Genomic DNA, 19,211 nt, shown 5'->3' on the forward strand with positions numbered 1-19,211 from the left:
CATTCGATGTAATTGCATCTGCTTGATAGACGAGGCAAAACCAATGGAATTGCGAGACATGCTACAGATCCTGGCCAAGCAGGATGGCTCCGACCTCTATCTGTCGACCGGCGCCCCCCCTTGCGCCAAGTTCAACGGCGGCCTGCGTCCGCTCAGTGAAACGCCGCTCGAGCCCGGCGAGGTGGCCAGAATAGCCGACGCCATCATGGACGGCGAGCAAAAGCAGCAGTTCGAGCGGGAGCTGGAGATGAACCTCGCCATCTCGCTGCCCCAGATCGGCCGCTTTCGGATCAACATCTTCAAGCAGCGCAACGAAGTGTCGCTGGTGGCGCGCAACATCAAGACCGAGATCCCCCGCTTCGAGGATCTGAAACTGCCCCCCGTGCTGCTCGACACCATCATGGAGAAGCGCGGCCTGGTGCTGTTCGTCGGCGGTACCGGCTCGGGCAAGTCCACCTCGCTCGCGGCCCTCATCGACCATCGCAACCGCAACAGCGGCGGCCACATCATCACCATCGAGGATCCGGTGGAGTTCGTGCACCGCCACCGCAAGAGCATCATCAACCAGCGCGAGGTGGGGGTGGACACCCGCAGCTTCCACGCCGCCCTGAAGAACACCCTGCGCCAGGCGCCGGACGTGATCCTCATCGGTGAAATTCGCGATCGCGAGACCATGGAGCATGCACTGGCCTTCTCCGAGACCGGCCACCTGGCGATTTCCACCCTGCACGCCAACAACGCCAACCAGGCGCTGGACCGCATCATCAACTTCTTCCCGGAAGAGCGCCGGCCTCAGCTGCTCAACGACCTTGGCAACAACCTCAAAGCGTTCGTCTCCCAGCGGCTGGTCAAAACCAGCGACGGTGGTCGCCGGGCGGCGGTGGAGATCATGCTGGGCACCCACACCATTCGCGACATGATCAAACGCGGCGAATTTGGCGGCCTCAAGGAGGTGATGGAGAAATCCAAGGCCCTCGGCATGGTCACCTTCGACAGCGCCCTGTTCGATCTGGTGGTAGAGGGGGTGATCGACGAGGAGGAGGCGGTGAAAAACGCCGACTCGGCCAACAACCTGCGCCTCAAGATCAAGCTGTGGAAGGAGAAGGGCCAGATCGCCAGCAGCAGCGATGCCACCGGCTGGAGCCTCGAGCCCACCAAGGACGAAAAAGACGATCTGTTCTGACCTCGCCCTCCCCTGACGGCACCTGCAAACACCCGCTTCGGCGGGTGTTTGCACAAAAAACGCCCGCATCTGCCTGCCCTTCAACGCCACCGCCCTCCCCGCCAGCCCAGGGCCGCCGTGACATCTGGTGAACTATCGCACCATCTGCGACAGATTTTGTCATCACAAATGACAAAACCATCACTTCACCGAAAAACCGTGTGAGAAGTGTGAGTGAAAGCACTTTCATACTGGCTTCAAAGGAGGCAGTATCAAGGGGTTCTATCAATAAAGGGGTATTCAATGTTGTTACAACCTGCCAATACAGCACAGTCCAGACAGTTGCTGAACGAGACCATGGCCTTGGTTCTCGCAGGAGGGCGGGGCAGTCGCCTCAAACAGTTGACGGACAACAGGGCGAAACCGGCAGTGCATTTCGGCGGCAAGTTCCGCATCATCGACTTCGTACTCTCCAACTGCATCAACTCCGGCATTCGCCGGGTCGGGGTGGTGACCCAGTACAAATCCCACAGCCTGCTGCGCCACCTGCAGTCCGGCTGGTCCTTTCTGCGCTACCAGATGAACGAGTTCATCGACTTGCTGCCCGCCCAACAACGGGTGGACGAGGTCAACTGGTATCGCGGCACCGCCGATGCGGTCTACCAGAATCTGGACATCATTCGCGATCACGGCCCCAAATATGTGGTGGTGCTGGCGGGGGATCACATCTACAAGATGGATTACGCCGCCATGCTGCTCGATCACGTCAACATGGGGGCCAGGGTGACGGTGGCCTGCATCGAGGTCCCGCGGGATGAGGCGAGCGCCTTCGGGGTGATGGCGGTGGATGGGGATCGCAAGATCAACGCCTTCGTCGAGAAGCCCGCCAACCCGCCCGCCATGCCGGGCAAACCGGACACCGCGCTGGCCTCCATGGGGGTCTACATCTTCGAGGCCGACTACCTCTACCAGTTGCTGGAAGAGGATCTCGCCAACCCGGCCTCCCACCACGATTTCGGCATGGACGTGATCCCGCGGGTAGTGCAAGAGGGCACCGCCTACGCCCACCCGTTCAGCATGTCCTGCGTCGGCTGCTGTCCGCAAAAGCGCCCCTACTGGCGCGACGTGGGCACGGTGGATTCGTTCTGGGAAGCCAACATGGATCTCGCCTCCGTCACCCCGGAGCTCGACATCTACGATCAGGACTGGCCCATCTGGACCAGCCAGAACATGACCCCGCCCGCCAAGTTCGTGCAGGACAGAAACGGCCAGCACGGCATGACCATCAACTCCATGTTTGCCGGCGGCACCATCGTCAGCGGCTCCTTCATCGTGAGCTCGGTGCTGTTTACCAATGTGCGGGTCGACTCCTTCTGCACCCTGGATCAGGCGGTGATCTTCCCCGGGGTCGAGATAGGCCCGGGCTGCCGGCTGCGCCGGGTGGTGATCGACAAGGGCTGCAAGCTGCCGGAAGGGCTGGTGGTGGGTGAAAACGCCTGCGAGGATGCCCGCCGCTTCTACCGCTCCGAGCAGGGCATAGTGCTGGTCACCAAGGAGATGCTGGCCAGATTGTGATGCCGAACAGTCATAGTAAAGGGAGTCATAGAGGCTCCCTTTTTACATTTGCTTACCGCTCGCCCCTTGCCTGACAGGCCGCCGGGCATGCTACTCTGCGCTCGGCCCTGCCTTCGTCTCACCATGGAATCGCATATGAAAAAACTGGATGTTGCCCGCCTTGCCAGCCTCGCCGACGAGGCCGCCCACTCCCCGCGCCTGCGCATGAACCACAACCTGCATCAGGAGCTGACCGACCCCATCCAGCGCCTGGCCATCGCCATGGAGCCGGGCACCTATATCCGTCCCCATCGCCACCTGCAGACCTGGGAGCTGCTCACCGCGCTGCAAGGCCGCTTCGTGGTGCTCAACTTCGATGACGAGGGTACCGTCATTGCCCGCGCCGTGCTGGGGGAAGAGACCTCGGTGCTGGAGACCCCCATCGCCAGCTGGCATGCGGTGCTCTCTCTGGATCCCGGCGCCGTCATCTTCGAGGTGAAACACGGCCCCTACGCCCCTTTTCGGGAAGAGGACTTCGCCCCCTGGTCACCGGCGGTGGACGACATCGAGGGCCAGCAGGCCCTGATGGCCTGGTATCGCCACGCCGAGGTGGGTCAGTGCTGGCCGGGGCGCTGAGCCCCTCCTCCGCCAGGCAGCCCAATCGCTCTGCCATAAAGAAGACCCGCCAGTGGCGGGTCTTCTTTTATCGACGAATGAAGCGGACGAACGCGCTGGTTCAGCCCTTTTGCACCAGACCAATCTGGCCCGGCTCACACCACTCGAACATCACCTCCTGGCTCTTGCCGCAGCAGGAGCCGCCGCACACCTGGGTCTCCCGCTTGGCGACCCGCCCCTTGCGCATCCAGACGCCGAGCATGGCCTCCACCGCATCTTCCGAGGTGTGGAAGTGGCGGGCCAGCTCGCGCCGGCTCACCTTCTGCTGCGCGGCGAGGTACTCCCCCAGCTCGCGCAGGATCACAGGGTCACCACCTTGCGGGCGACGATGTCGCCGTGGCGACGGCCGGCCCACCAGAGCAGCAGCAGGGAGCAGCCGTAGCTCGCCACCCAGAACAGGCTCTGCTCGGGGTGCGCGGCAAAGGTGGCCAGCTGATAGAAGACGGTGGCGCACATGAAGGCCATGTAGTTGCACCAGGCGGCGGTCAGCAGGGCCCACTGGCGACCGGTTTCGCGCACCAGAGCGCCCATGGCGGCGGCGCAGGGCATGTAGAGCAGCACGAACAACAGATAGGCGAAGGCACCGGCCGCGCCATCGAAGTGGCTCTGCATGTTGCCGTAGGTGGAGACGTCCACCTCCTGCGCCTCGGCGGCAGCTTTCTGGTCATCCAGGTTGCCCACCGCCAGCCCCATGGGGTCGGTCGGGTCGATGTCGGCCAGATTGGTGGCGACCGCGGCGATCGCCTCCTGGAAGCTGCTTACCAGGGAGAACTCGCTCGCCTCCTCTTCCCCGTCGCCGCTGCCGGCGTAGAGGCTGTTGAGGGTACCGACCACCGCCTCTTTGGCGAAGATGCCGGTGACGATGCCGACCGTGGCCTGCCAGTTGTCATCGCGCACGCCGATGGGGTGCAGCACCGGGGTCACCGCCTGGCTGATTTTGCTCAGTACCGAGCTCTCCTGATCCTGGTGGCCGAAGCTGCCGTCGGTGCCGAGCGAGTTGAGCACGCTCAGCACGGCGACCACCAGCACGATGGTTTTACCGGCGCCGAACACGAAGGATTTGAGCTTCTGCCAGGTCTTGATGCCGACGTTGACCGGGCGCGGCCACTCGTAGTCCGGCATCTCCATCAGCATGGAGTCGCTCTTGCCCGGCAGCAGGGTGCTGCGCAGCAACAGGCCGGTGAGCACCGCCACCAGGATGCCGATGAGGTAGAGACCGAACACCAGGTTCTGGCCAGATTCGGGGAAGAAGGCCACCGCAAACAGGGCGTAGACCGGCAGGCGGGCACCGCACGACATGAAGGGAGCCATGGCCGAGGTCATCAGCCGCTCGCGCTCGGAGTTGAGGGTACGGGTCGCCATCACCGAGGGCACGGTGCAGCCAAAGCCCATCAGCATGGGGACGAACGCCTTGCCCGGCAGGCCGAGGCGGCGCATCAGGGCATCCACCACAAAGGCCGCGCGGGCCAGGTAGCCGGAGCTCTCCAGCACCGCCAGGAACAGGTAGAGGCAGCCGATCACCGGGATGAAGGTGGCAACAGTCTGCAAGCCGACGCCAAAGCCGTCCGCCAGGATGGCTCCCAGCCAGTCCGGCGCATGGATCAGCCCCAGCAGGTGGTGCACCCCGTCGACAAACAGGGCGCCGCCCATGATGTCGAAGAAGTCGATGAAAGCGCTGCCCACCTTGATGGCGAACATGAACATCAGGTACATCACCAGCAGGAAGAAGGGGATGCCGAACCAGCGGTTGAGCAGCACCCGATCGAGCCGCTCGCTCTGGGCCGCGGTGAGCTTGCCCTTCTGCTGGCACGCCTGGGCGGCCCACTGGTGGATGTGGCCGTAGCGGATATCCGCCAGTTGCAGGTCCACATCCTGCCCGTGATGAGCGCGGGCCACCACGTTGGCGGCGGCGGCCTGCTGGCCGGGCAGCAGGGTCTCCTGCATCACCGCATCCTCTTCCAGCAGGCGCAAGGCGCGGCCACGGGTGGTGAGGTGATGCGGGGCGAGCAGCGTCTCAAGCTCCGCCAGATCTTTTTCAAGCTCGCTGCCGTAGTCCAGCAACAGCGCCGGCTGCGGCTGGCCGATGAACTGCTGGATCTGGTTCTTGAAGGCGGCGACCTGCTGGCGGTTGTGGGCCGAGAGGGCCACCACCGGGCAGCCGAGGGTGTTGGCGAGCTTGCTCTCGTCGATGGTGATGCGCCGCTTTTGCAGGATGTCCATCTTGTTGAGCACCACCACCATGGGCAGCCCCAGCTCACGCAGTTGCAGCGTGAGGTAGAGGGAGCGCTCCAGGTTGGCGGCATCGATGACGTTGAGCAGTAGATCCGGCTGCTGGCCCTCCACGAAGCGGCTGGCGATCTGCTCGTCCAGGCTCCCCTCCTGGTTGGCCAGGCTGTAGATGCCGGGCAGGTCCATCAGTTTGTAGTCGTGGCCCTGGGCACTGAATTCGCCCATCTTCTTGTCTACGGTGACGCCGCTCCAGTTGCCCACTTGCTGGCGGGCCCCGGTCAGGGCGTTGAACAGGGAGGTCTTGCCGCTATTGGGATTGCCGACGGTTACCAGGGAGTAGTTCATACCGGTTTAACCTCGATAGTGCTTTGACCAAGACGATTGTTTTGTGAGGTGTGTTTCATACCGGCTCGACCTCGATTTGCTGGGCCAGACTTTTTTGCATGGAGAGGCAGATCCCCTGACACTGGATCTGCAGCGGATCCCCGAGCGGGGCCGCGCGCAAATAGATGACTTCAGTCTGGGGCAACAAGCCCATCACCATCAGCTTGCGCCGCAGGGGACGGGTTAATTGATTCATGTTCTTGATGCGAGCACTCTGTCCCGGTGACAACTGCGCGAGTACCATGACTGACTCCTGAAGTTAAACAATAATAATTCTCTTTTACTTGGGGCATTATAATCCGTGTTTTCAACGCTTATTTGAGTAAAATCAAACTCCGCTTAGCTAACCCACAAATAACTGCCATGAGTCACGACAACAACAGCCGCCTGGTTTACAGCACGGACGGCGGCATCATCAAAGAACAGAGCCAGCCGCAATCCGCCTCCCCCTTCCCCACCGACGGGGTGGTGCGCATCCGCCGCGAAACCAAGGGGCGCAAGGGCGCCGGGGTCATCACCATCCACGGCGTCCCGGCCGAACAGCAAAAGAACATCGCCACCCTGCTCAAGAAAAAGTGCGGCACCGGCGGCGGCCTGAAAGAGGGGGTGATCGAGATCCAGGGGGACAAACGGGATCTGATCAAGGCCGAGCTCGAGAAGGCCGGTTTCAGCGTCAAGCTGGTGGGCGGCTGATCCCCGCACCGCCCGGCTTGCGTCACTTTCGCTTTTTCCCTAGAATGCCCGCTCCCATCGAGGGGGAGTAGTCTCGCCAGCCGGCCCCAAACCGGTTCGCGACCCTGATCAACATACTTGGTGCCAACTCACCATGGTCAGGGTGATCCACGCCAGCCGCGGATTTGACAAGACCTTTGACGGGCCAGTGCCAATACCGGGGACGGATGGCGCAGGCTTGTCTCAGGTATAACAATTCCGTCCCCCGGTCATTTTTATGGAAGCCTTGTTAACCTCAACCCTCAGCGTGGCCATCGCCGAAATCGGCGACAAGACCCAGCTGCTGGCGCTGTTGCTCATCTGTCGTTTTCGCAAGCCCTGGCCCATCATCGCCGGCATGCTGGCAGCCACCCTGCTCAACCACGCTGGCGCCGCCTGGCTTGGCGAGTTCATCAGCCGCTGGCTCGATCCCAAGGTGATGACCTATCTGGTGGCAGGCGCCTTCATCGCCATGGCCGCCTGGATCCTGGTGCCGGACAAGATGGACGACGAGGAGAGCCCGCTCGACAAATACGGCCCCTTCATGGCCACCTTCGTGCTGTTCTTCATCGCCGAGATCGGCGACAAGACCCAGATCGCCACCGTGCTGCTGGCGGCCAAGTATGACTCGCTGACCCAGGTCATCACCGGCACCACCCTCGGCATGATGCTGGCCAACGTGCCGGTGGTGCTGCTTGGCAAGCTGGGGGCCGATCGCCTGCCGCTCAAGGGGATCCGCATCGCCTGCGCCATCCTGTTTGTGGGCCTCGGGGTGAGCACCCTGCTGTTCGCCTGACCCGGCCGGATCAGAAGGTGGCGAGGCAAGGGTGAGCACTTGCCGACGCCACTCCCGCGCCCATGTCGTGTCCTTGCAAGCAAGCCCCGCCCTTTGGCGGGGCTTTTTGCATCCGCTTGCCGGGCAGGTTGCGCCCGCAGACGGGGGCTGCCAATCGGCGCCATGGCCGTGGCATAATGCGGCAAACCTGATGGAGCATCCCATGCACTTCACTTCAAGACAGACGCTGCTCGACTGGGTCAGGCGTGGACGCCTCGAGCGGGCCAGTCTGCCCGCCGCCCTCGCCCTGTGCGAGCTGCCCCCCGGCCCTGCCCGCTGGCAGTGGCTGTTCGATCGGCTGCTGCTCTGGCTTGGCAGCCTGTGCCTCGGCGCCGGCCTGGTATTCTTCGTCGCCTTCAACTGGCAGGAGCTGGGCCGCCTCTCGCGCCTCGCGCTGCTGGAGCTGCCACTGCTCGCCATGCTGCTGTTGCTGTGGCGCAAGCCCCTAGCCGACAGCCAGCGCCAGGCGCTGCTGCTCGCCATCGCCCTCAACATCGGCGCCCTGCTGGCGCTGGTGGGACAGACCTACCAGACCGGCGCCGATCCCTGGCAGCTGTTCGCCACCTGGGCACTGATGCTGCTGCCGCTGGCGGCGCTCGGCCAGAGCCCGCTGCTGTGGACCTTGAGCTGGCTGCTCGGCCAGCTGGCGCTGGTGCTCTACTGGCGGCTCGGGCTGTTCAACTTCTTCTTCGCCTTCAACGAGGAGGCCCTCGGCTGGTGCCTGACCCTGTTCAACGCCGCCCTCTGGGGCATATTGCTGCTGGTGCCCGCTCACTACCGGCTAATGCCCTCCTGGCTGGCGGGGCTGGCCGCCGGGTTCGGCGTCACCCTGCTGACCCTGCTGGCGCTGTTCGATGTCGCCTCCCCCTGGGTCTGGCCGGCCTGGCTCGGCTGGCTGGCGGCCGCCTACCTGCGCTGGCACCACAGATTCATCGCCGGGCTCGCCATGGGCTGCCTGAGCCTCATCGTGGTGCTGCTGACCGCGCTCGGCAAATGGATGGAGCCGGACGTGGACGGCTTCCTGCTGCTCTGCCTCATCGCCATCGGCCTGTCGGTGGCGGCCAGCCGCTGGCTGCAACAACAACGGAGGCCCCATGAGTGATCTGACCCCCTGGCAGCGACTGCAACAGGCCCGGCTGGTGGAGGGGGATGCCCCCCGTGACGACCAGCCCCACTGGTCGAGCCGCTTTCTGCTCGGCATGGTGGGCTGGATTGCCGCCCTGTTCCTGCTGTTCTTCCTGTTCATGTCGTTCTCCCAGCTCACCCGGGATGCCGACAGCGCCCTGCTGATGGGCGTCGTACTGATGGTCATCGCCTTTTGCCTCAACCGCTTCGCCACCCGCAGCGATCTGTGGGATCAGTTCGTGCTGGCGCTGGCGCTGGCCGGCGATGCCTGGCTGCTCTACGGCCTGCTCGACCGGCTGGATCTGCACTCGGCCCCGCTCTGGTTCGCCCTCGCCCTGCTGTCGCTGGCCATCGCCGCCCTGTTCGAGCACTGGCTGATCCGGCTGTTCCACAGCTTCGCCGCCGCCATCCTGCTCACCCTTGCCCTCGCCTGCCTCGGCCTGCAACTGCTGGCCCTGCCGCTGGTGATGACGGCGGTGGCCCTCTGTTGGCTGCAGGCTGAGCGCGATCCAGTGCGCCATCAGCTCTATGAATCCCTCACCCTGGGGCTGGCGCTCTCCCTGCTGGTGCTGGGGCGCCTGCACCACCCGCTGTGGGACGGGGGCGCCGGCATGCTCGACGAGCTGGGCCACTCCCGCCTGCCGCTCTGGCTCAACCCGCTGCTCTGCGCCGCCCTGTTGCTGGGGCTCATGGTCAGGCTGAAACTGCCGCTGCTGTACGGGCTGCCGCTGGTGCTGATCAGCGCCCTCATCCCCGGCATGGGGGCCGGCGCCCTGGTGCTGGTGCTCGGCTTCTATGCCGGCAGCGTCGGCCTGATGACCCTGGCCGGCCTTCTGCTGGTCGGCTTTGGCTCCCTCTATTACTACGATCTGGGGCTGACCCTGATGACCAAATCCTGGCTGCTGCTGGGCTCGGGCGCGCTGCTGCTCGGCGCCCGCCAGCTGCTCAAACGGCTGAGCCTGCGGAGCCCCTCATGAGACGACTCGCCCTGCTGCTGACCGGCCTCGCCATCCTGGCGGCCATCAATGTCACCGTCTGGCGCTACGAGCGCGCCATGAGCAGCGGTGAGGTGGTGCTGCTGCGCCTCGCCCCGGTCGACCCGCGCTCCCTGATGCAGGGAGATTACATGCGCCTCAACTACGAGCTGGCCCGCCAGCTTGGCAACCGGCAGCAAGATGAGGCCCCCGCCGACACCCTGGTGATCCGCCTCGACGAGCAGCAGGTCGCCAGCTGGGTGGAAGGGGGCAAACCGGATCAGCTGGCCCGCGATGAGCGGCGGCTGCAGGTGCGCCGCAGCGACGGCCAGTGGCTCATCGGCCCCGACGCCTACTTCTTCGAAGAGGGCACCGGCGAGCAGTACGAGGCGGCGCGCTACGGCGAATTTCGCCTGCAGGAGAGCGGCAAGGCGCTCTTGGTGGGGCTGCGCGATGAGCAGTTGAAACCGCTGGGAAATACCAGAGCGCGCTGGTAACTACTGGCAATATCAGGCTTTTTTGCCCACACTAGGGCAAGATGGATCGCCCGCGCTACGCCAAGGAATGCCCATGAGGATAAGGTTTTGCGGTTGCCTGCTGCTGTTGTCATGCCTTGGCACGGCGCAGGCCGAGCTCGGCAAGCTGGAGTACCTGACCGAGGAGTATCCCCCCTACAACTTCACCGACCAGACCGGTCAGCCCGGCGGGCTGGCGGTGGAGCTGCTGCAACTGATCTGGCAGCGCACCCAGACTCCCGCCCAACCCATTCGCATCCTGCCCTGGGCGCGGGGTTACTACCTGCTGACCCAGAAACCCAACGTGGTGCTCTTCTCCACCGCCCGCACCGACACCCGCGATCCCCTGTTCAAGTGGGTGTGCCCCATCGGCTACTCCGAGTACGTGCTGCTGGCCCACAAGCGCCGCCCCCTCACCCTCAGCGCCGTCGAGCAGATCAACGACTACCGCATCAGCGCCGTGCGCGCCGATGCCTCCGAACAGCTGCTGCTCAACCGTGGCATGGACGAGAGCCGCATCATCTCCGCCAACCGGCTGAGCCAGGCGCTGAAGATGCTGGTGTCGGGTCGCGCCGATCTGCTGGCCACCGGCAAGCTGGCGGGCTATGACGCCATCAAGGCGCTGCAGCTCGATGCCAATGACTTCACGGTCGCCTTCGTGCTGGATGCCGAGGAGCTCTGCTACGCCTTCAGCCGCCAGGTGGATGACAGCGTCATCAAGCAGTTCCAGCGCGCCCTCACCCAGGCGCTCGCCTCTTCGGAGTATCAGGGGCTGCGGCTCAAATACCTGCCTGCCCCCTGAGCAAGGCCCGCTACCTCTCGCCGCAAGTCAGTCGTGAGTGGCGATTTGGCGGGCTTTGATAACACTTGAGAATGACGCTACACCCCACCAGGATGGCCAACATGAAAAAATGGATTGGATTCGCCGCACTCGCGTTTGTCACCCTCGCCCAGGCCAGCCCGGAGCTTGGCAAGCTGCACTACCTCACCGAAGAGTACAAACCCTACAACTTCTCCAACGAATCCGGCGCCCCCACCGGACTCGCCGTCGAGATGCTGCAGCAGGTATGGCAGAAGACCAACACCCCGCAGCAGCCCATCACCATCATGCCCTGGGCGCGGGGTTACTACTTGCTGACCCAGAAACCCAACGTGGTGCTCTTCTCCACCGCCCGCACCGAGGCGCGGGATCCACTGTTCAAGTGGGCCTGTCCCATCGGCTATGCCGAAATCGTGCTGATGGGGCTGGCCAAGAGCCCGGTCACCATCGCCAAACTGGAAGATGCCGAAAAGTACAACATAGGGGCGGTGCGGGCCGACGTGGGGGAGCAACTGCTGCTCAACAACGGCTTTGACGAGCAGAAGATCATGACCGCCAACCGCCTGCCCCAGGCGCTCAAGATGCTCACCTCGGGCCGGGTCGATCTTATCTCCACCAACAAGACCACCATGCTGGATCTGATCGCCTCCCAGCAGCTGGATCCCGCCCAGTTCAAGGTGTTCTGGATGCTGAGCTCGGAGCAGTTCTGCTTCGCCTTCAGCCACCCGGTGAGCGACGAGCTGGTCAAGGAGTTCCAGAGCGGCCTGACCCAGGTACTGGCCAGCAGCAAGTTCCAGCAGATCCAGGCCAAGTACTTCCCCGCCCGCTGAGGGGCGGCATGAAAAAGGGGCCCGCCGGGGCCCCTTTTGCTTGCCTGATTCGCCTGCGCGGTCAGCTCGGCCGGCGGCGCTGGCGCTTGACCTCGTACATGCAGGCATCGGCCAGCCTGAGCGCCTCGTCCACCGTGCTGCTGGCCGGATCGATGGCCACCACCCCCACGCTGGCGCCGGGGTAGTGCAGCAGGCCAGCAGGCACCTCGAGCTGCACCAGGCTCGCCTCGAACAACCTGCGCTGAAAGCCCTGCACCGCCGCCTCCCGCGTCTCTTCGCCGCACTGCGGCCCCATTCCCACCGCCACGAACTCGTCGCCCCCCACTCGCGCCAGCAGATCGCTGCCGCGCAGCACGGTTGACAGCGCCGCGGCCACCCGTTGCAGCAGCAGGTCGCCGGTGTCGTGACCGTGGGTGTCATTGATGGCCTTGAAGCCGTCGAGATCGATGAAGCCGAGCAGCAGCGGATGCTCGACCCGCTCCGCCAGTGAAAACAGCCGGTTGAGCTCGTGCATCAGCGCCCGCCGGTTGGGCAGCCCGGTCAGCGGGTCGCTCAGCGCCTGGCGCGACAGCTCGTGGTTGGCCTGCTGCAACTGTTGCAGCAGCTGTTCACGCTCCACCTGCTCGGCGATCAACCGGGCAAAGAAGGCGATCAGGTGATCCGAGCCCGCCGTCAGCGGCTTGTGTTCGGCACTGGCGGCGCACAGGGTGCCATAGAGGGAGCCCGAAGGGGTGCGTACCGGACAACTCAGGTAGGTGCGAATGCCAAGGGCCTGCGCCGTCTGGGAATCACCCCAGCAGCTCGCCACATCGTCGGTGTAGAAACGCCCCTCGTCGAGGGCCCGTCGGCAGAGGGTATCGTCCCAGGCCACCGAGGCCCCTTCGGGGATCTGCAGGTCGGCGGCGTTGCGGGCAAAGCGGATATGTTGGGTGTCGTGACCAAGGTCGATTTCGGTCAGATAGGTGGACTCGAGCCCGGTGACCGTCTCGAGCATCTCCAGCAGCGGGCGGGTCAGGCTCTCCAGATCCCGCGCCCCGGTCACTTGCAGCGACAACGCCTGCAATATTCTGTCCATGCACACCTCCCTGCTTGCATGTCTATTGCTGAAACGATAGCCAACCCCGAAGGGTCTTCACAAGCCCCACGCCCCCGCCGTGGCACAATGTTTGCGGTTTTTGCAGCCTTTGTCGTCGAACGACCCTCGATTGCCCGGCAACGCGATCCGTTTGCAACCAGCGCGAGGTCGGCCCGATCTGAGCCATGGCGAGCACTCCCTATTGAGGGCAGCGGCACCTGTCGTGCGGCGTTATTGGCTGCGGCACGAATGCGGTCAAGGATTAGGCCCATGCCGGCCCCTGGCGCTCATCGCCTTTGTGGGTGGCGCGCCCCCGCACTGCCCGGCGCACTGCTGATCCTGCTTGTCTGCTTATCAGCCGGCTGCGGCGCTCATCTTCCATCACACCCCAGCCGCGGGTCAACCGCCGGTTGCCACTTTGCAGCAAAGGAGAAAAACCATTTAATTCTGATAGTTGCACCACTAATTTCATGGATTTGGATGGCCCCGCCGAGGCGGGTTCCGTAAGATGACCATCGGCCCCTGTTGGCCCCGAATATTCACGGATGGTCAAGGGCGCAAGGTGGCGGCGACAGTCAGGGGCGGCAGCGTCTTTGGCGGATAGCGCGCGGACTGTGAGCCAGCCGCCCTGTTTGGCCCAACGCCCGATAAGGCTCGGCGCTATCCGGGTTATTTGACCCGCATCAGGCGATGGCGGCAGTCACCCAGCTCGACCTGGATCACCTGGGAGCGTTGCATGGCATCGACCCGCTGCAGCATGTCGGCGCTGTACTGCTTGCGCCGCATCCACTGCATGGGCTCCTCGAAGCTGCCTTCGTTGACAATAAAGGTATCCGTGTAGGTGTCGTTCACTATGCTGACCACCCAGATGCGCTGCTGAAACTCCGAGAGTTCGGCAAAGAGCGCGGCGCCACGGGTTGCGAGCCAGCGCCCTGCCCGAGTGATCCTGTTTTTACTGCCTACGAGCCGGTTTGCCATAACTGATAAGGGTTGGATAAAGGACGGTTGGGCATCCTAGCATTCCAGAGGATGGCGCACCAAGCAGCGGGAGGGTCGCCTCCCCCACCACGGGATGAGGCGCGGGGTGAAATCAGCCTGTAGGGTCGATTAGCGCAGCGTAATCGTTCGCGGTAACCATCCCCGCCCCCCTTTCGGGAGAGAGGTAGGGTGCCAATAAGCGAAGCGCATTGCACCGGGAAACGATAACCTCTCCCCTTGTGGGAGAGGGTTAGGGTGAGGGGTCGGGTAACGTCTCTGCCCTGCACATGGCTTCGCCATGCAGGACACAAGGACTCCGTCCTCGACGGGGTTTCGCCGCCGCTGCGCGGCTTGGCGAGTGACTTTGGAAAGACCCTAAGCCCCAAGGACAATTAACAGTCGGGGAATGACCTTATATTGAAGACCCGATAGTGAGTATTTAGCCGTGATAAAGCCTTATTTCTCGAACGTCAGATTATGCTTCGCTAATCGAACCTAACTCTCAGAGGTTTTTATGAAATATTTTTCCACATTGTTTTTCGCATTGGCTGTAAATACAGCACTTGCAGAGGAACCGGGTCAAGAACATATCACTTCAAAGGTAATTGGCGAGGCTATGGGGGATTTGGACAAAGATGGTATCGATGAAAAAGTCATTGTTCTGGACACCGGGTTGGACGGTGAAATAGGAACTCAAAGAACACTGCTTATATATAAAAAGAAACAAGATAAGTGGGCCTTATGGCACTCTTCGCAAGGGCCAATATTAGATAGTGCTCATGGTGGCATGATGGGGGATCCATTCATGAGTATTGAAATACAACGAGGAGCTATCGTCATTGAGCATTTTGGTGGTAGTCGTCAAAAATGGAGTTACACTCATAGATATCGCTTTAATAATAAAGCATGGTATCTAATTGGTGCCACAATAAATTATGGAGCACCATGCGAAGGGTTCTTTGAGTTCGACTTCAATGTAACGACTGGAAAAGCCACTTATAAAACATATCAAGATGGTTGCTCGGATGAAGATATTTCACCAAATTTTAAAGCTGAACAGAGAGATATCTCCATCCCCGTTACCAAGCCTATTGAAATGGATGGGTTCTATCCAGGCTCAAACAAACTAGACATAAAAGAAATTGGGAAAGAAATTTATTACTAGCCTCTCACTTAAAACTACAGCATTAATAACCGGCCCGCAATCCGCGTAAAATATAAAATACTGGAATGAAAAGCGAGTGACTAGCTACATCCGGTATGATCCGGTATGGAAACAGTGGTGTTATTCACTTCGTTCATAACACCCTACGATACTTGGTCACATTGGTGAAGAAAATAAATTTTAATACAACAAGCGGCATATCACCTTATCTGGAAATAGCCTTACATAGAAGGCCCGACAGTGAGTGTTTCGCAGTGGCAGAACCTTATTTTTCGCATATTTAATTACGCTTCACTAATTTAACCATGCTTCTGAAAGTAATATTAAAAGGATGACAATAAACAATGATTAACGTAACAGACAAAACGAGAGAACTGATACTGGGGATATGGGATGATGATTATTACATTGTTGCGACAGGAGATCAGGCTCCGACAAAAAATGAGGTGATAACACTTGGAGAGAAATATGGAATTAAATTTCCAGATGACTATATCTCTCATGCAATGGGAGCGCTAGGTGGATTTTTTATAGAGGTTAAAGAAGAGTTTTGGCCATATGCAGAAGTATTGGCTGTGGCACCATTTTGGGAGTTTTTACGAGGTGTTTATTCTTACGCTTATAGCGAAGATGCTCCTGAATGGATGAATATACATATAGCAGCAGAACAATTCAAAGAGTTGGGGCACAATGTAATTCCAGTTCTCAAAGTTTGGGCTGATGCCAATGTCTATTGTTATAATGAAGAGGGCCGACTGGTAAAATATTTGCATAAAGAAAATATCTTCGAATACGTAGATAAAACCTGGTTTCAGTTAATCGAACACGAACTTAATGAACTAGCTGAAAGGAAAAACAGAAAGCTTAATAAATAGACTATCAGACTGCACGTATTCATATCATTAATTCAATGCTATTTCTGATTGCTAAGGTTTTGGGACAAGCTTGTTTCCGCTAGCCTTGAACAAGCAATAGCCTTCGTCCTAACGTTATGCTCTCATCTCGGCGAACAACAGGGGCAAGCCCGAACCTTCAGCCCCAAGACCAGTTAACAGCCCCTGTCTATTCGGGGTAAAGCTCGGGCGGGTTGTTATCTTGCAGCTACCCCTCGCTCACTTCATGCGAGACCAGATTATAGCCCCTCGGCACAGATATCTATCGGGAACGGTTGTATGTTGTATATAGAAGGTCCGACTACGCTTCGCTAATCGAACCTACGGCCCTAATGCAAACGCATCACTAACCAGACCTGTTCACGCAGACAGGGTTTGGCGATACTATCCATAGCTGGCTCCTAAACTGTTTTTTATACAGTAGTAATGATAGAGTAAAAAGAGGAGGTCAAGCGAATACATTCAAGCATCAGAGATAGACTGGTATTATTTTTATTTAGTTTTATTTTTTCGTGGCAACTATCAGGACAGAACGGTGTTACATAGAATGCTTTCCTATCGGATTAGTACCGTCTTCTATCTAATCACTGTTATGTCTAAAGGACAAACCGTGGAAATAACCGAAGAAAATAAACTTGAAGAGATTTTAAGATTGGCTGCAAACGAACCAGCCCATCGACCACAATTCTGTGAAGTCCTACTAAGTTCGCACGTCTTTTTGCTTGGTACAACTGGAGTGCCAGGCACGGACGGACAAGTGAATCTCGAAGCTGGAAGCAAAATACAAATACAGCATTGGGAAAAGGCTGATGGCTCACCTGTAATTCCTTTCTTTTCATCGCTAGAAGTGTTACAAAAATCTATCGATAGCGAAGAATCATATTTGGCCCTACCAGTACGCTCTTTGTTTGAAATGACACAAGGAGCTACACTATTTCTTAACCCAAAATCAGATTATGGAAAAGAGTTTGTTCCTGAAGAAGTAGCACACTTGTTATCTATCGGCATCAGTCGGGCTCCATCCCTGAGAATTGTGGAGAAAGAAACTAAGGTACTGCTGGGGCAGCCGTCCAATTACCCATCAAAAATGGTTGATTCACTTACTCAGCTATTGGCAAAACATGGCAATGTAAAAAAAGCTTATTTGGCACTTATGCATGACACATCTGTTGATGAGAAACCGCATCTCATAGTTGGTATAGAAGCAGATGGTGATATTGAAAAAGTAATGAGGGAGGCTGGCAACGTGGCTGGCGATACCGTGCCAGAAGGCGAGTCTGTTGATCTGTACAAGGTCAATGAAAGTGATTCTGGTCTTAGCCAATACTTTACAAATGAAGTTAAACCATTCTACGAGAAAAAATGGGGTTCAAAGCTCAAATCGTGGTTTGGTGTAGGTAAGGCATAACAAGGCCAAGCACAATCGCCGAATCGAGTTCAACGGGTCAGAAGCGCCATCACTGATGACGGCGCAGCCGCAGAGTAAAATCGGATCAGGGCGAGCACTGCTCGCCCTTGATTTGGCACGAGAACAGAGAGGTTCGAAGCAGGCGGCTGGCCCGTCAGGCTCGCGAGCCAAAGAGGTTAGCCCCCTCACCCTAACCCTCTCCCGCAAGGGGAGAGGGGATCAGACCGAAGGATGCCGAGGCTTCGGCAGGCCACAAACAAAAACCGCAGCCGAAGGGCTGCGGTTTTTTATTAGGTCAACCTGTTGGCATCAGGCGCCAACAGGACAACCGGCCTTAGGCACGGCGCCAGCTGGTTTTGCCGGCGCTGTCTTCCAGCACGATACCCATCTCGGTGAGACGATTGCGGGCGGCATCGGCGGCAGCCCAGTTCTTGTCGGCACGGGCCTGATTGCGCTGGGCGATCAGCTGCTCGATTTCGGCAACCTCTTCGTCCGCTTCGTCACCCTTGAGGAAAGCATCCGGATCCTGCTGCAGGATGCCGAGCACGGCGCCCAGTTCGCGCAGACGGGCACCGAGGCCGGCGGCCACGGCCATGTCTTCACCCTTCTGGCGGTTGATCTCGCGCACCAGATCGAACAGGGCGGAGTAGGCTTCCGGGGTGTTGAAGTCGTCGTCCATCGCTTCCTTGAAGCGAGCCACCTGTTCGTCGCCACCGGCAGCAGCGGCTACTGGCAGATCGCGCAGGGCGGTGTACATGCGCTCCAGCGCGGCGCGGGCCTGCTTCAGGTTATCTTCCGAGTAGTTGAGCTGGCTGCGGTAGTGGCCAGACATCAGGAAGTAACGGACGGTTTCGGCGTCATAGTGAGCCAAGACGTCGCGGATGGTGAAGAAGTTGCCAAGGGATTTGGACATCTTCTCTTTATCCACCATCACCATGCCGCTGTGCATCCAGGTGTTGACGTAGTCGCCACCGTGGGCGCAGCAGGACTGGGCGATCTCGTTCTCGTGGTGCGGGAACTGCAGATCGGAGCCGCCGCCATGGATGTCGAAGTGGTTGCCAAGGTGCTTGGAGTTCATGGCGGAGCACTCGATGTGCCAGCCAGGACGGCCCGGGCCCCAGGGGCTGTCCCAGGTCGGCTCGCCGGGCTTGGACATCTTCCACAGCACGAAGTCGAGCGGATTGCGCTTGGCATCCACCACGTCGACGCGGGCACCTGCCTGCAGCTGCTCCAGATCCTGGCCGGAGAGCTTGCCGTAGTCGGCGTAGGAGTCGACGATGAACATCACGTCGCCGTTGTCGGCCACGTAGGCGTGCTCTTTATCCAGCAGGGATTGCACCAGCTCGATGATCTCGCCGATGTGCTGGGTGGCGCGCGGCTCGACGTCCGGGCGCACCATGCCGAGGGCATCGAAATCGGCGTGCATGTCGCCGATCAGGCGCTCGGTCAGATCGTCACAGGTGACGCCGGTTTCGGCGGCGCGCTTGATGATCTTGTCGTCCACGTCGGTGACGTTGCGCACGTAGTTGAGCTGATAGCCGCTGTAGCGCAGGTAACGGGCCACGACGTCGAAAGCGACGAAGGTGCGGCCGTGGCCGATATGACAGTGATCGTAGATAGTGACGCCACACACATACATGCCCACCTTGCCCGGGTGGATAGGTTTGAATTCTTCTTTTTGACGAGTGAGTGTGTTGTATATCTTCAGCATCTTATGACCACTGCCTGTGAGTAAAATGGCCTGCCATTCTACCCGCATCGCGCGTAGAAAACGAGGCAGAAAACGTGCCGGATCAGGCGCACCATCTATGCCGCAGGGCCCTGATGGGCTAGAATTGCCACCACTTTATGCCATACACCTGCGGGCACCTGGTCGCC

The 19,211-nt window shown here is 59.9% G+C and carries 19 protein-coding genes; 13 read left to right on the forward strand and 6 right to left on the reverse strand.

What is annotated here, in order from left to right; genetic code table 11:
- The first annotated feature begins 43 nt into the window (after positions 1 to 43).
- From tapW to E5E96_RS21705, 3 genes are all read left to right on the forward strand, one after another.
- On the forward strand, positions 44 to 1,183 hold the full coding sequence (gene tapW / locus E5E96_RS21695) for a type IVa pilus ATPase TapW (RefSeq protein WP_011706550.1): 1,140 nt from the start codon (positions 44 to 46) through the stop codon (positions 1,181 to 1,183).
- Positions 1,184 to 1,465: 282 nt separating this feature from the next.
- Complete coding sequence (glgC, locus tag E5E96_RS21700) at positions 1,466 to 2,737, forward strand: glucose-1-phosphate adenylyltransferase (RefSeq protein ID WP_011706551.1); 1,272 nt, start codon at positions 1,466 to 1,468, stop codon at positions 2,735 to 2,737.
- Positions 2,738 to 2,872: 135 nt separating this feature from the next.
- Positions 2,873 to 3,352 (forward strand): WbuC family cupin fold metalloprotein, encoded by a 480-nt coding sequence (locus tag E5E96_RS21705; RefSeq protein ID WP_171283128.1) that lies wholly within the window; start codon positions 2,873 to 2,875, stop codon positions 3,350 to 3,352.
- Between the two features lie 100 nt (positions 3,353 to 3,452).
- Here the strand turns inward: E5E96_RS21705 and E5E96_RS21710 are convergent, their stop codons facing one another.
- The 3 genes from E5E96_RS21710 to E5E96_RS21720 are packed head-to-tail and all read right to left on the reverse strand — an operon-like array spanning position 3,453 to position 6,248.
- Positions 3,453 to 3,695 carry a FeoC-like transcriptional regulator gene (locus E5E96_RS21710; RefSeq protein WP_011706553.1) on the reverse strand — a complete coding sequence of 81 codons (243 nt, stop codon included), beginning with the start codon at positions 3,693 to 3,695 and terminating at the stop codon, positions 3,453 to 3,455.
- Positions 3,692 to 5,965, reverse strand: a complete 2,274-nt coding sequence (gene feoB / locus E5E96_RS21715) for a Fe(2+) transporter permease subunit FeoB (RefSeq protein WP_171283129.1) — start codon at positions 5,963 to 5,965, stop codon at positions 3,692 to 3,694. The genes E5E96_RS21710 and feoB overlap by 4 nt, the downstream gene beginning before the upstream one ends.
- Before the next feature lie 55 nt (positions 5,966 to 6,020).
- Positions 6,021 to 6,248: a FeoA family protein gene (locus E5E96_RS21720; protein ID WP_005302641.1), complete on the reverse strand. Its 228-nt coding sequence runs from the start codon at positions 6,246 to 6,248 to the stop codon at positions 6,021 to 6,023.
- 119 nt (positions 6,249 to 6,367) lie between these two features.
- Between E5E96_RS21720 and E5E96_RS21725 the strand changes: the two genes are divergently transcribed.
- The 7 genes from E5E96_RS21725 to E5E96_RS21755 all read left to right on the forward strand — a co-directional run bounded on the left by E5E96_RS21725 (position 6,368) and on the right by E5E96_RS21755 (position 11,814).
- Entirely contained in the window at positions 6,368 to 6,697 is a 330-nt protein-coding gene (locus E5E96_RS21725; protein WP_171283130.1) for a translation initiation factor, read from the forward strand.
- Positions 6,698 to 6,953: 256 nt separating this feature from the next.
- On the forward strand, positions 6,954 to 7,511 hold the full coding sequence (locus E5E96_RS21730) for a TMEM165/GDT1 family protein (RefSeq protein ID WP_010633534.1): 558 nt from the start codon (positions 6,954 to 6,956) through the stop codon (positions 7,509 to 7,511).
- 202 nt (positions 7,512 to 7,713) lie between these two features.
- Positions 7,714 to 8,652: a DUF2157 domain-containing protein gene (locus tag E5E96_RS21735; RefSeq protein WP_024945953.1), complete on the forward strand. Its 939-nt coding sequence runs from the start codon at positions 7,714 to 7,716 to the stop codon at positions 8,650 to 8,652.
- Positions 8,645 to 9,652, forward strand: coding sequence for a DUF4401 domain-containing protein (locus E5E96_RS21740; protein ID WP_171283131.1), 1,008 nt, complete (start codon positions 8,645 to 8,647; stop codon positions 9,650 to 9,652). The genes E5E96_RS21735 and E5E96_RS21740 overlap by 8 nt, the downstream gene beginning before the upstream one ends.
- Complete coding sequence (locus E5E96_RS21745) at positions 9,649 to 10,146, forward strand: GDYXXLXY domain-containing protein (RefSeq protein ID WP_171283132.1); 498 nt, start codon at positions 9,649 to 9,651, stop codon at positions 10,144 to 10,146. Before E5E96_RS21740 ends, E5E96_RS21745 begins: the two co-directional genes overlap by 4 nt.
- A 73-nt stretch (positions 10,147 to 10,219) precedes the next feature.
- Entirely contained in the window at positions 10,220 to 10,966 is a 747-nt protein-coding gene (locus E5E96_RS21750) for an ABC transporter substrate-binding protein (protein ID WP_045527359.1), read from the forward strand.
- Between the two features lie 101 nt (positions 10,967 to 11,067).
- On the forward strand, positions 11,068 to 11,814 hold the full coding sequence (locus E5E96_RS21755; protein ID WP_171283133.1) for an ABC transporter substrate-binding protein: 747 nt from the start codon (positions 11,068 to 11,070) through the stop codon (positions 11,812 to 11,814).
- 61 nt (positions 11,815 to 11,875) lie between these two features.
- Here E5E96_RS21755 and E5E96_RS21760 read toward each other — a convergent pair whose 3' ends face one another.
- Together E5E96_RS21760 and E5E96_RS21765 are read right to left on the reverse strand one after the other, a co-directional pair.
- The gene (locus tag E5E96_RS21760) at positions 11,876 to 12,889 is read right to left on the reverse strand and encodes a diguanylate cyclase (protein ID WP_171283134.1); all 1,014 of its coding nucleotides are present in this window, start codon (positions 12,887 to 12,889) and stop codon (positions 11,876 to 11,878) included.
- Between the two features lie 669 nt (positions 12,890 to 13,558).
- Positions 13,559 to 13,867 carry a hypothetical protein gene (locus tag E5E96_RS21765; RefSeq protein WP_171283135.1) on the reverse strand — a complete coding sequence of 103 codons (309 nt, stop codon included), beginning with the start codon at positions 13,865 to 13,867 and terminating at the stop codon, positions 13,559 to 13,561.
- A gap of 514 nt (positions 13,868 to 14,381) precedes the next feature.
- Between E5E96_RS21765 and E5E96_RS21770 the strand changes: the two genes are divergently transcribed.
- From E5E96_RS21770 to sseB, 3 genes are all read left to right on the forward strand, one after another.
- Positions 14,382 to 15,032: a hypothetical protein gene (locus E5E96_RS21770; RefSeq protein ID WP_171283136.1), complete on the forward strand. Its 651-nt coding sequence runs from the start codon at positions 14,382 to 14,384 to the stop codon at positions 15,030 to 15,032.
- A gap of 344 nt (positions 15,033 to 15,376) precedes the next feature.
- A complete protein-coding gene (locus E5E96_RS21775; protein ID WP_171283137.1) occupies positions 15,377 to 15,907 on the forward strand; it encodes a hypothetical protein in 531 nt (176 codons plus the stop codon).
- A gap of 628 nt (positions 15,908 to 16,535) precedes the next feature.
- Positions 16,536 to 17,333, forward strand: coding sequence for an enhanced serine sensitivity protein SseB (gene sseB / locus E5E96_RS21780; protein WP_216368099.1), 798 nt, complete (start codon positions 16,536 to 16,538; stop codon positions 17,331 to 17,333).
- 334 nt (positions 17,334 to 17,667) lie between these two features.
- Here sseB and cysS read toward each other — a convergent pair whose 3' ends face one another.
- On the reverse strand, positions 17,668 to 19,044 hold the full coding sequence (gene cysS, locus E5E96_RS21785; RefSeq protein WP_043121894.1) for a cysteine--tRNA ligase: 1,377 nt from the start codon (positions 19,042 to 19,044) through the stop codon (positions 17,668 to 17,670).
- Positions 19,045 to 19,211 lie beyond the last annotated feature (167 nt).

It is taken from the genome of Aeromonas sp. 1805 (assembly GCF_013085525.1).
Classification (GTDB): Bacteria; Pseudomonadota; Gammaproteobacteria; order Enterobacterales; family Aeromonadaceae; genus Aeromonas; species Aeromonas hydrophila.

Excerpts from the sequence above, each read along its gene's own strand:
- E5E96_RS21720 (WP_005302641.1), bottom strand. The coding sequence starts at position 6,248 with ATGGTACTCGCGCAGTTGTCACCGGGACAGAGTGCTCGCATCAAGAAC.
- E5E96_RS21755 (WP_171283133.1), top strand. The coding sequence starts at position 11,068 with ATGAAAAAATGGATTGGATTCGCCGCACTCGCGTTTGTCACCCTCGCC.
- E5E96_RS21730 (WP_010633534.1), top strand. The coding sequence starts at position 6,954 with ATGGAAGCCTTGTTAACCTCAACCCTCAGCGTGGCCATCGCCGAAATC.
- feoB (WP_171283129.1), bottom strand. The coding sequence starts at position 5,965 with ATGAACTACTCCCTGGTAACCGTCGGCAATCCCAATAGCGGCAAGACC.
- E5E96_RS21740 (WP_171283131.1), top strand. The coding sequence starts at position 8,645 with ATGAGTGATCTGACCCCCTGGCAGCGACTGCAACAGGCCCGGCTGGTG.
- E5E96_RS21770 (WP_171283136.1), top strand. The coding sequence starts at position 14,382 with ATGAAATATTTTTCCACATTGTTTTTCGCATTGGCTGTAAATACAGCA.
- glgC (WP_011706551.1), top strand. The coding sequence starts at position 1,466 with ATGTTGTTACAACCTGCCAATACAGCACAGTCCAGACAGTTGCTGAAC.
- E5E96_RS21760 (WP_171283134.1), bottom strand. The coding sequence starts at position 12,889 with ATGGACAGAATATTGCAGGCGTTGTCGCTGCAAGTGACCGGGGCGCGG.
- E5E96_RS21750 (WP_045527359.1), top strand. The coding sequence starts at position 10,220 with ATGAGGATAAGGTTTTGCGGTTGCCTGCTGCTGTTGTCATGCCTTGGC.
- cysS (WP_043121894.1), bottom strand. The coding sequence starts at position 19,044 with ATGCTGAAGATATACAACACACTCACTCGTCAAAAAGAAGAATTCAAA.
- E5E96_RS21735 (WP_024945953.1), top strand. The coding sequence starts at position 7,714 with ATGCACTTCACTTCAAGACAGACGCTGCTCGACTGGGTCAGGCGTGGA.
- E5E96_RS21765 (WP_171283135.1), bottom strand. The coding sequence starts at position 13,867 with ATGGCAAACCGGCTCGTAGGCAGTAAAAACAGGATCACTCGGGCAGGG.
- E5E96_RS21705 (WP_171283128.1), top strand. The coding sequence starts at position 2,873 with ATGAAAAAACTGGATGTTGCCCGCCTTGCCAGCCTCGCCGACGAGGCC.
- tapW (WP_011706550.1), top strand. The coding sequence starts at position 44 with ATGGAATTGCGAGACATGCTACAGATCCTGGCCAAGCAGGATGGCTCC.
- E5E96_RS21745 (WP_171283132.1), top strand. The coding sequence starts at position 9,649 with ATGAGACGACTCGCCCTGCTGCTGACCGGCCTCGCCATCCTGGCGGCC.
- E5E96_RS21725 (WP_171283130.1), top strand. The coding sequence starts at position 6,368 with ATGAGTCACGACAACAACAGCCGCCTGGTTTACAGCACGGACGGCGGC.
- E5E96_RS21775 (WP_171283137.1), top strand. The coding sequence starts at position 15,377 with ATGATTAACGTAACAGACAAAACGAGAGAACTGATACTGGGGATATGG.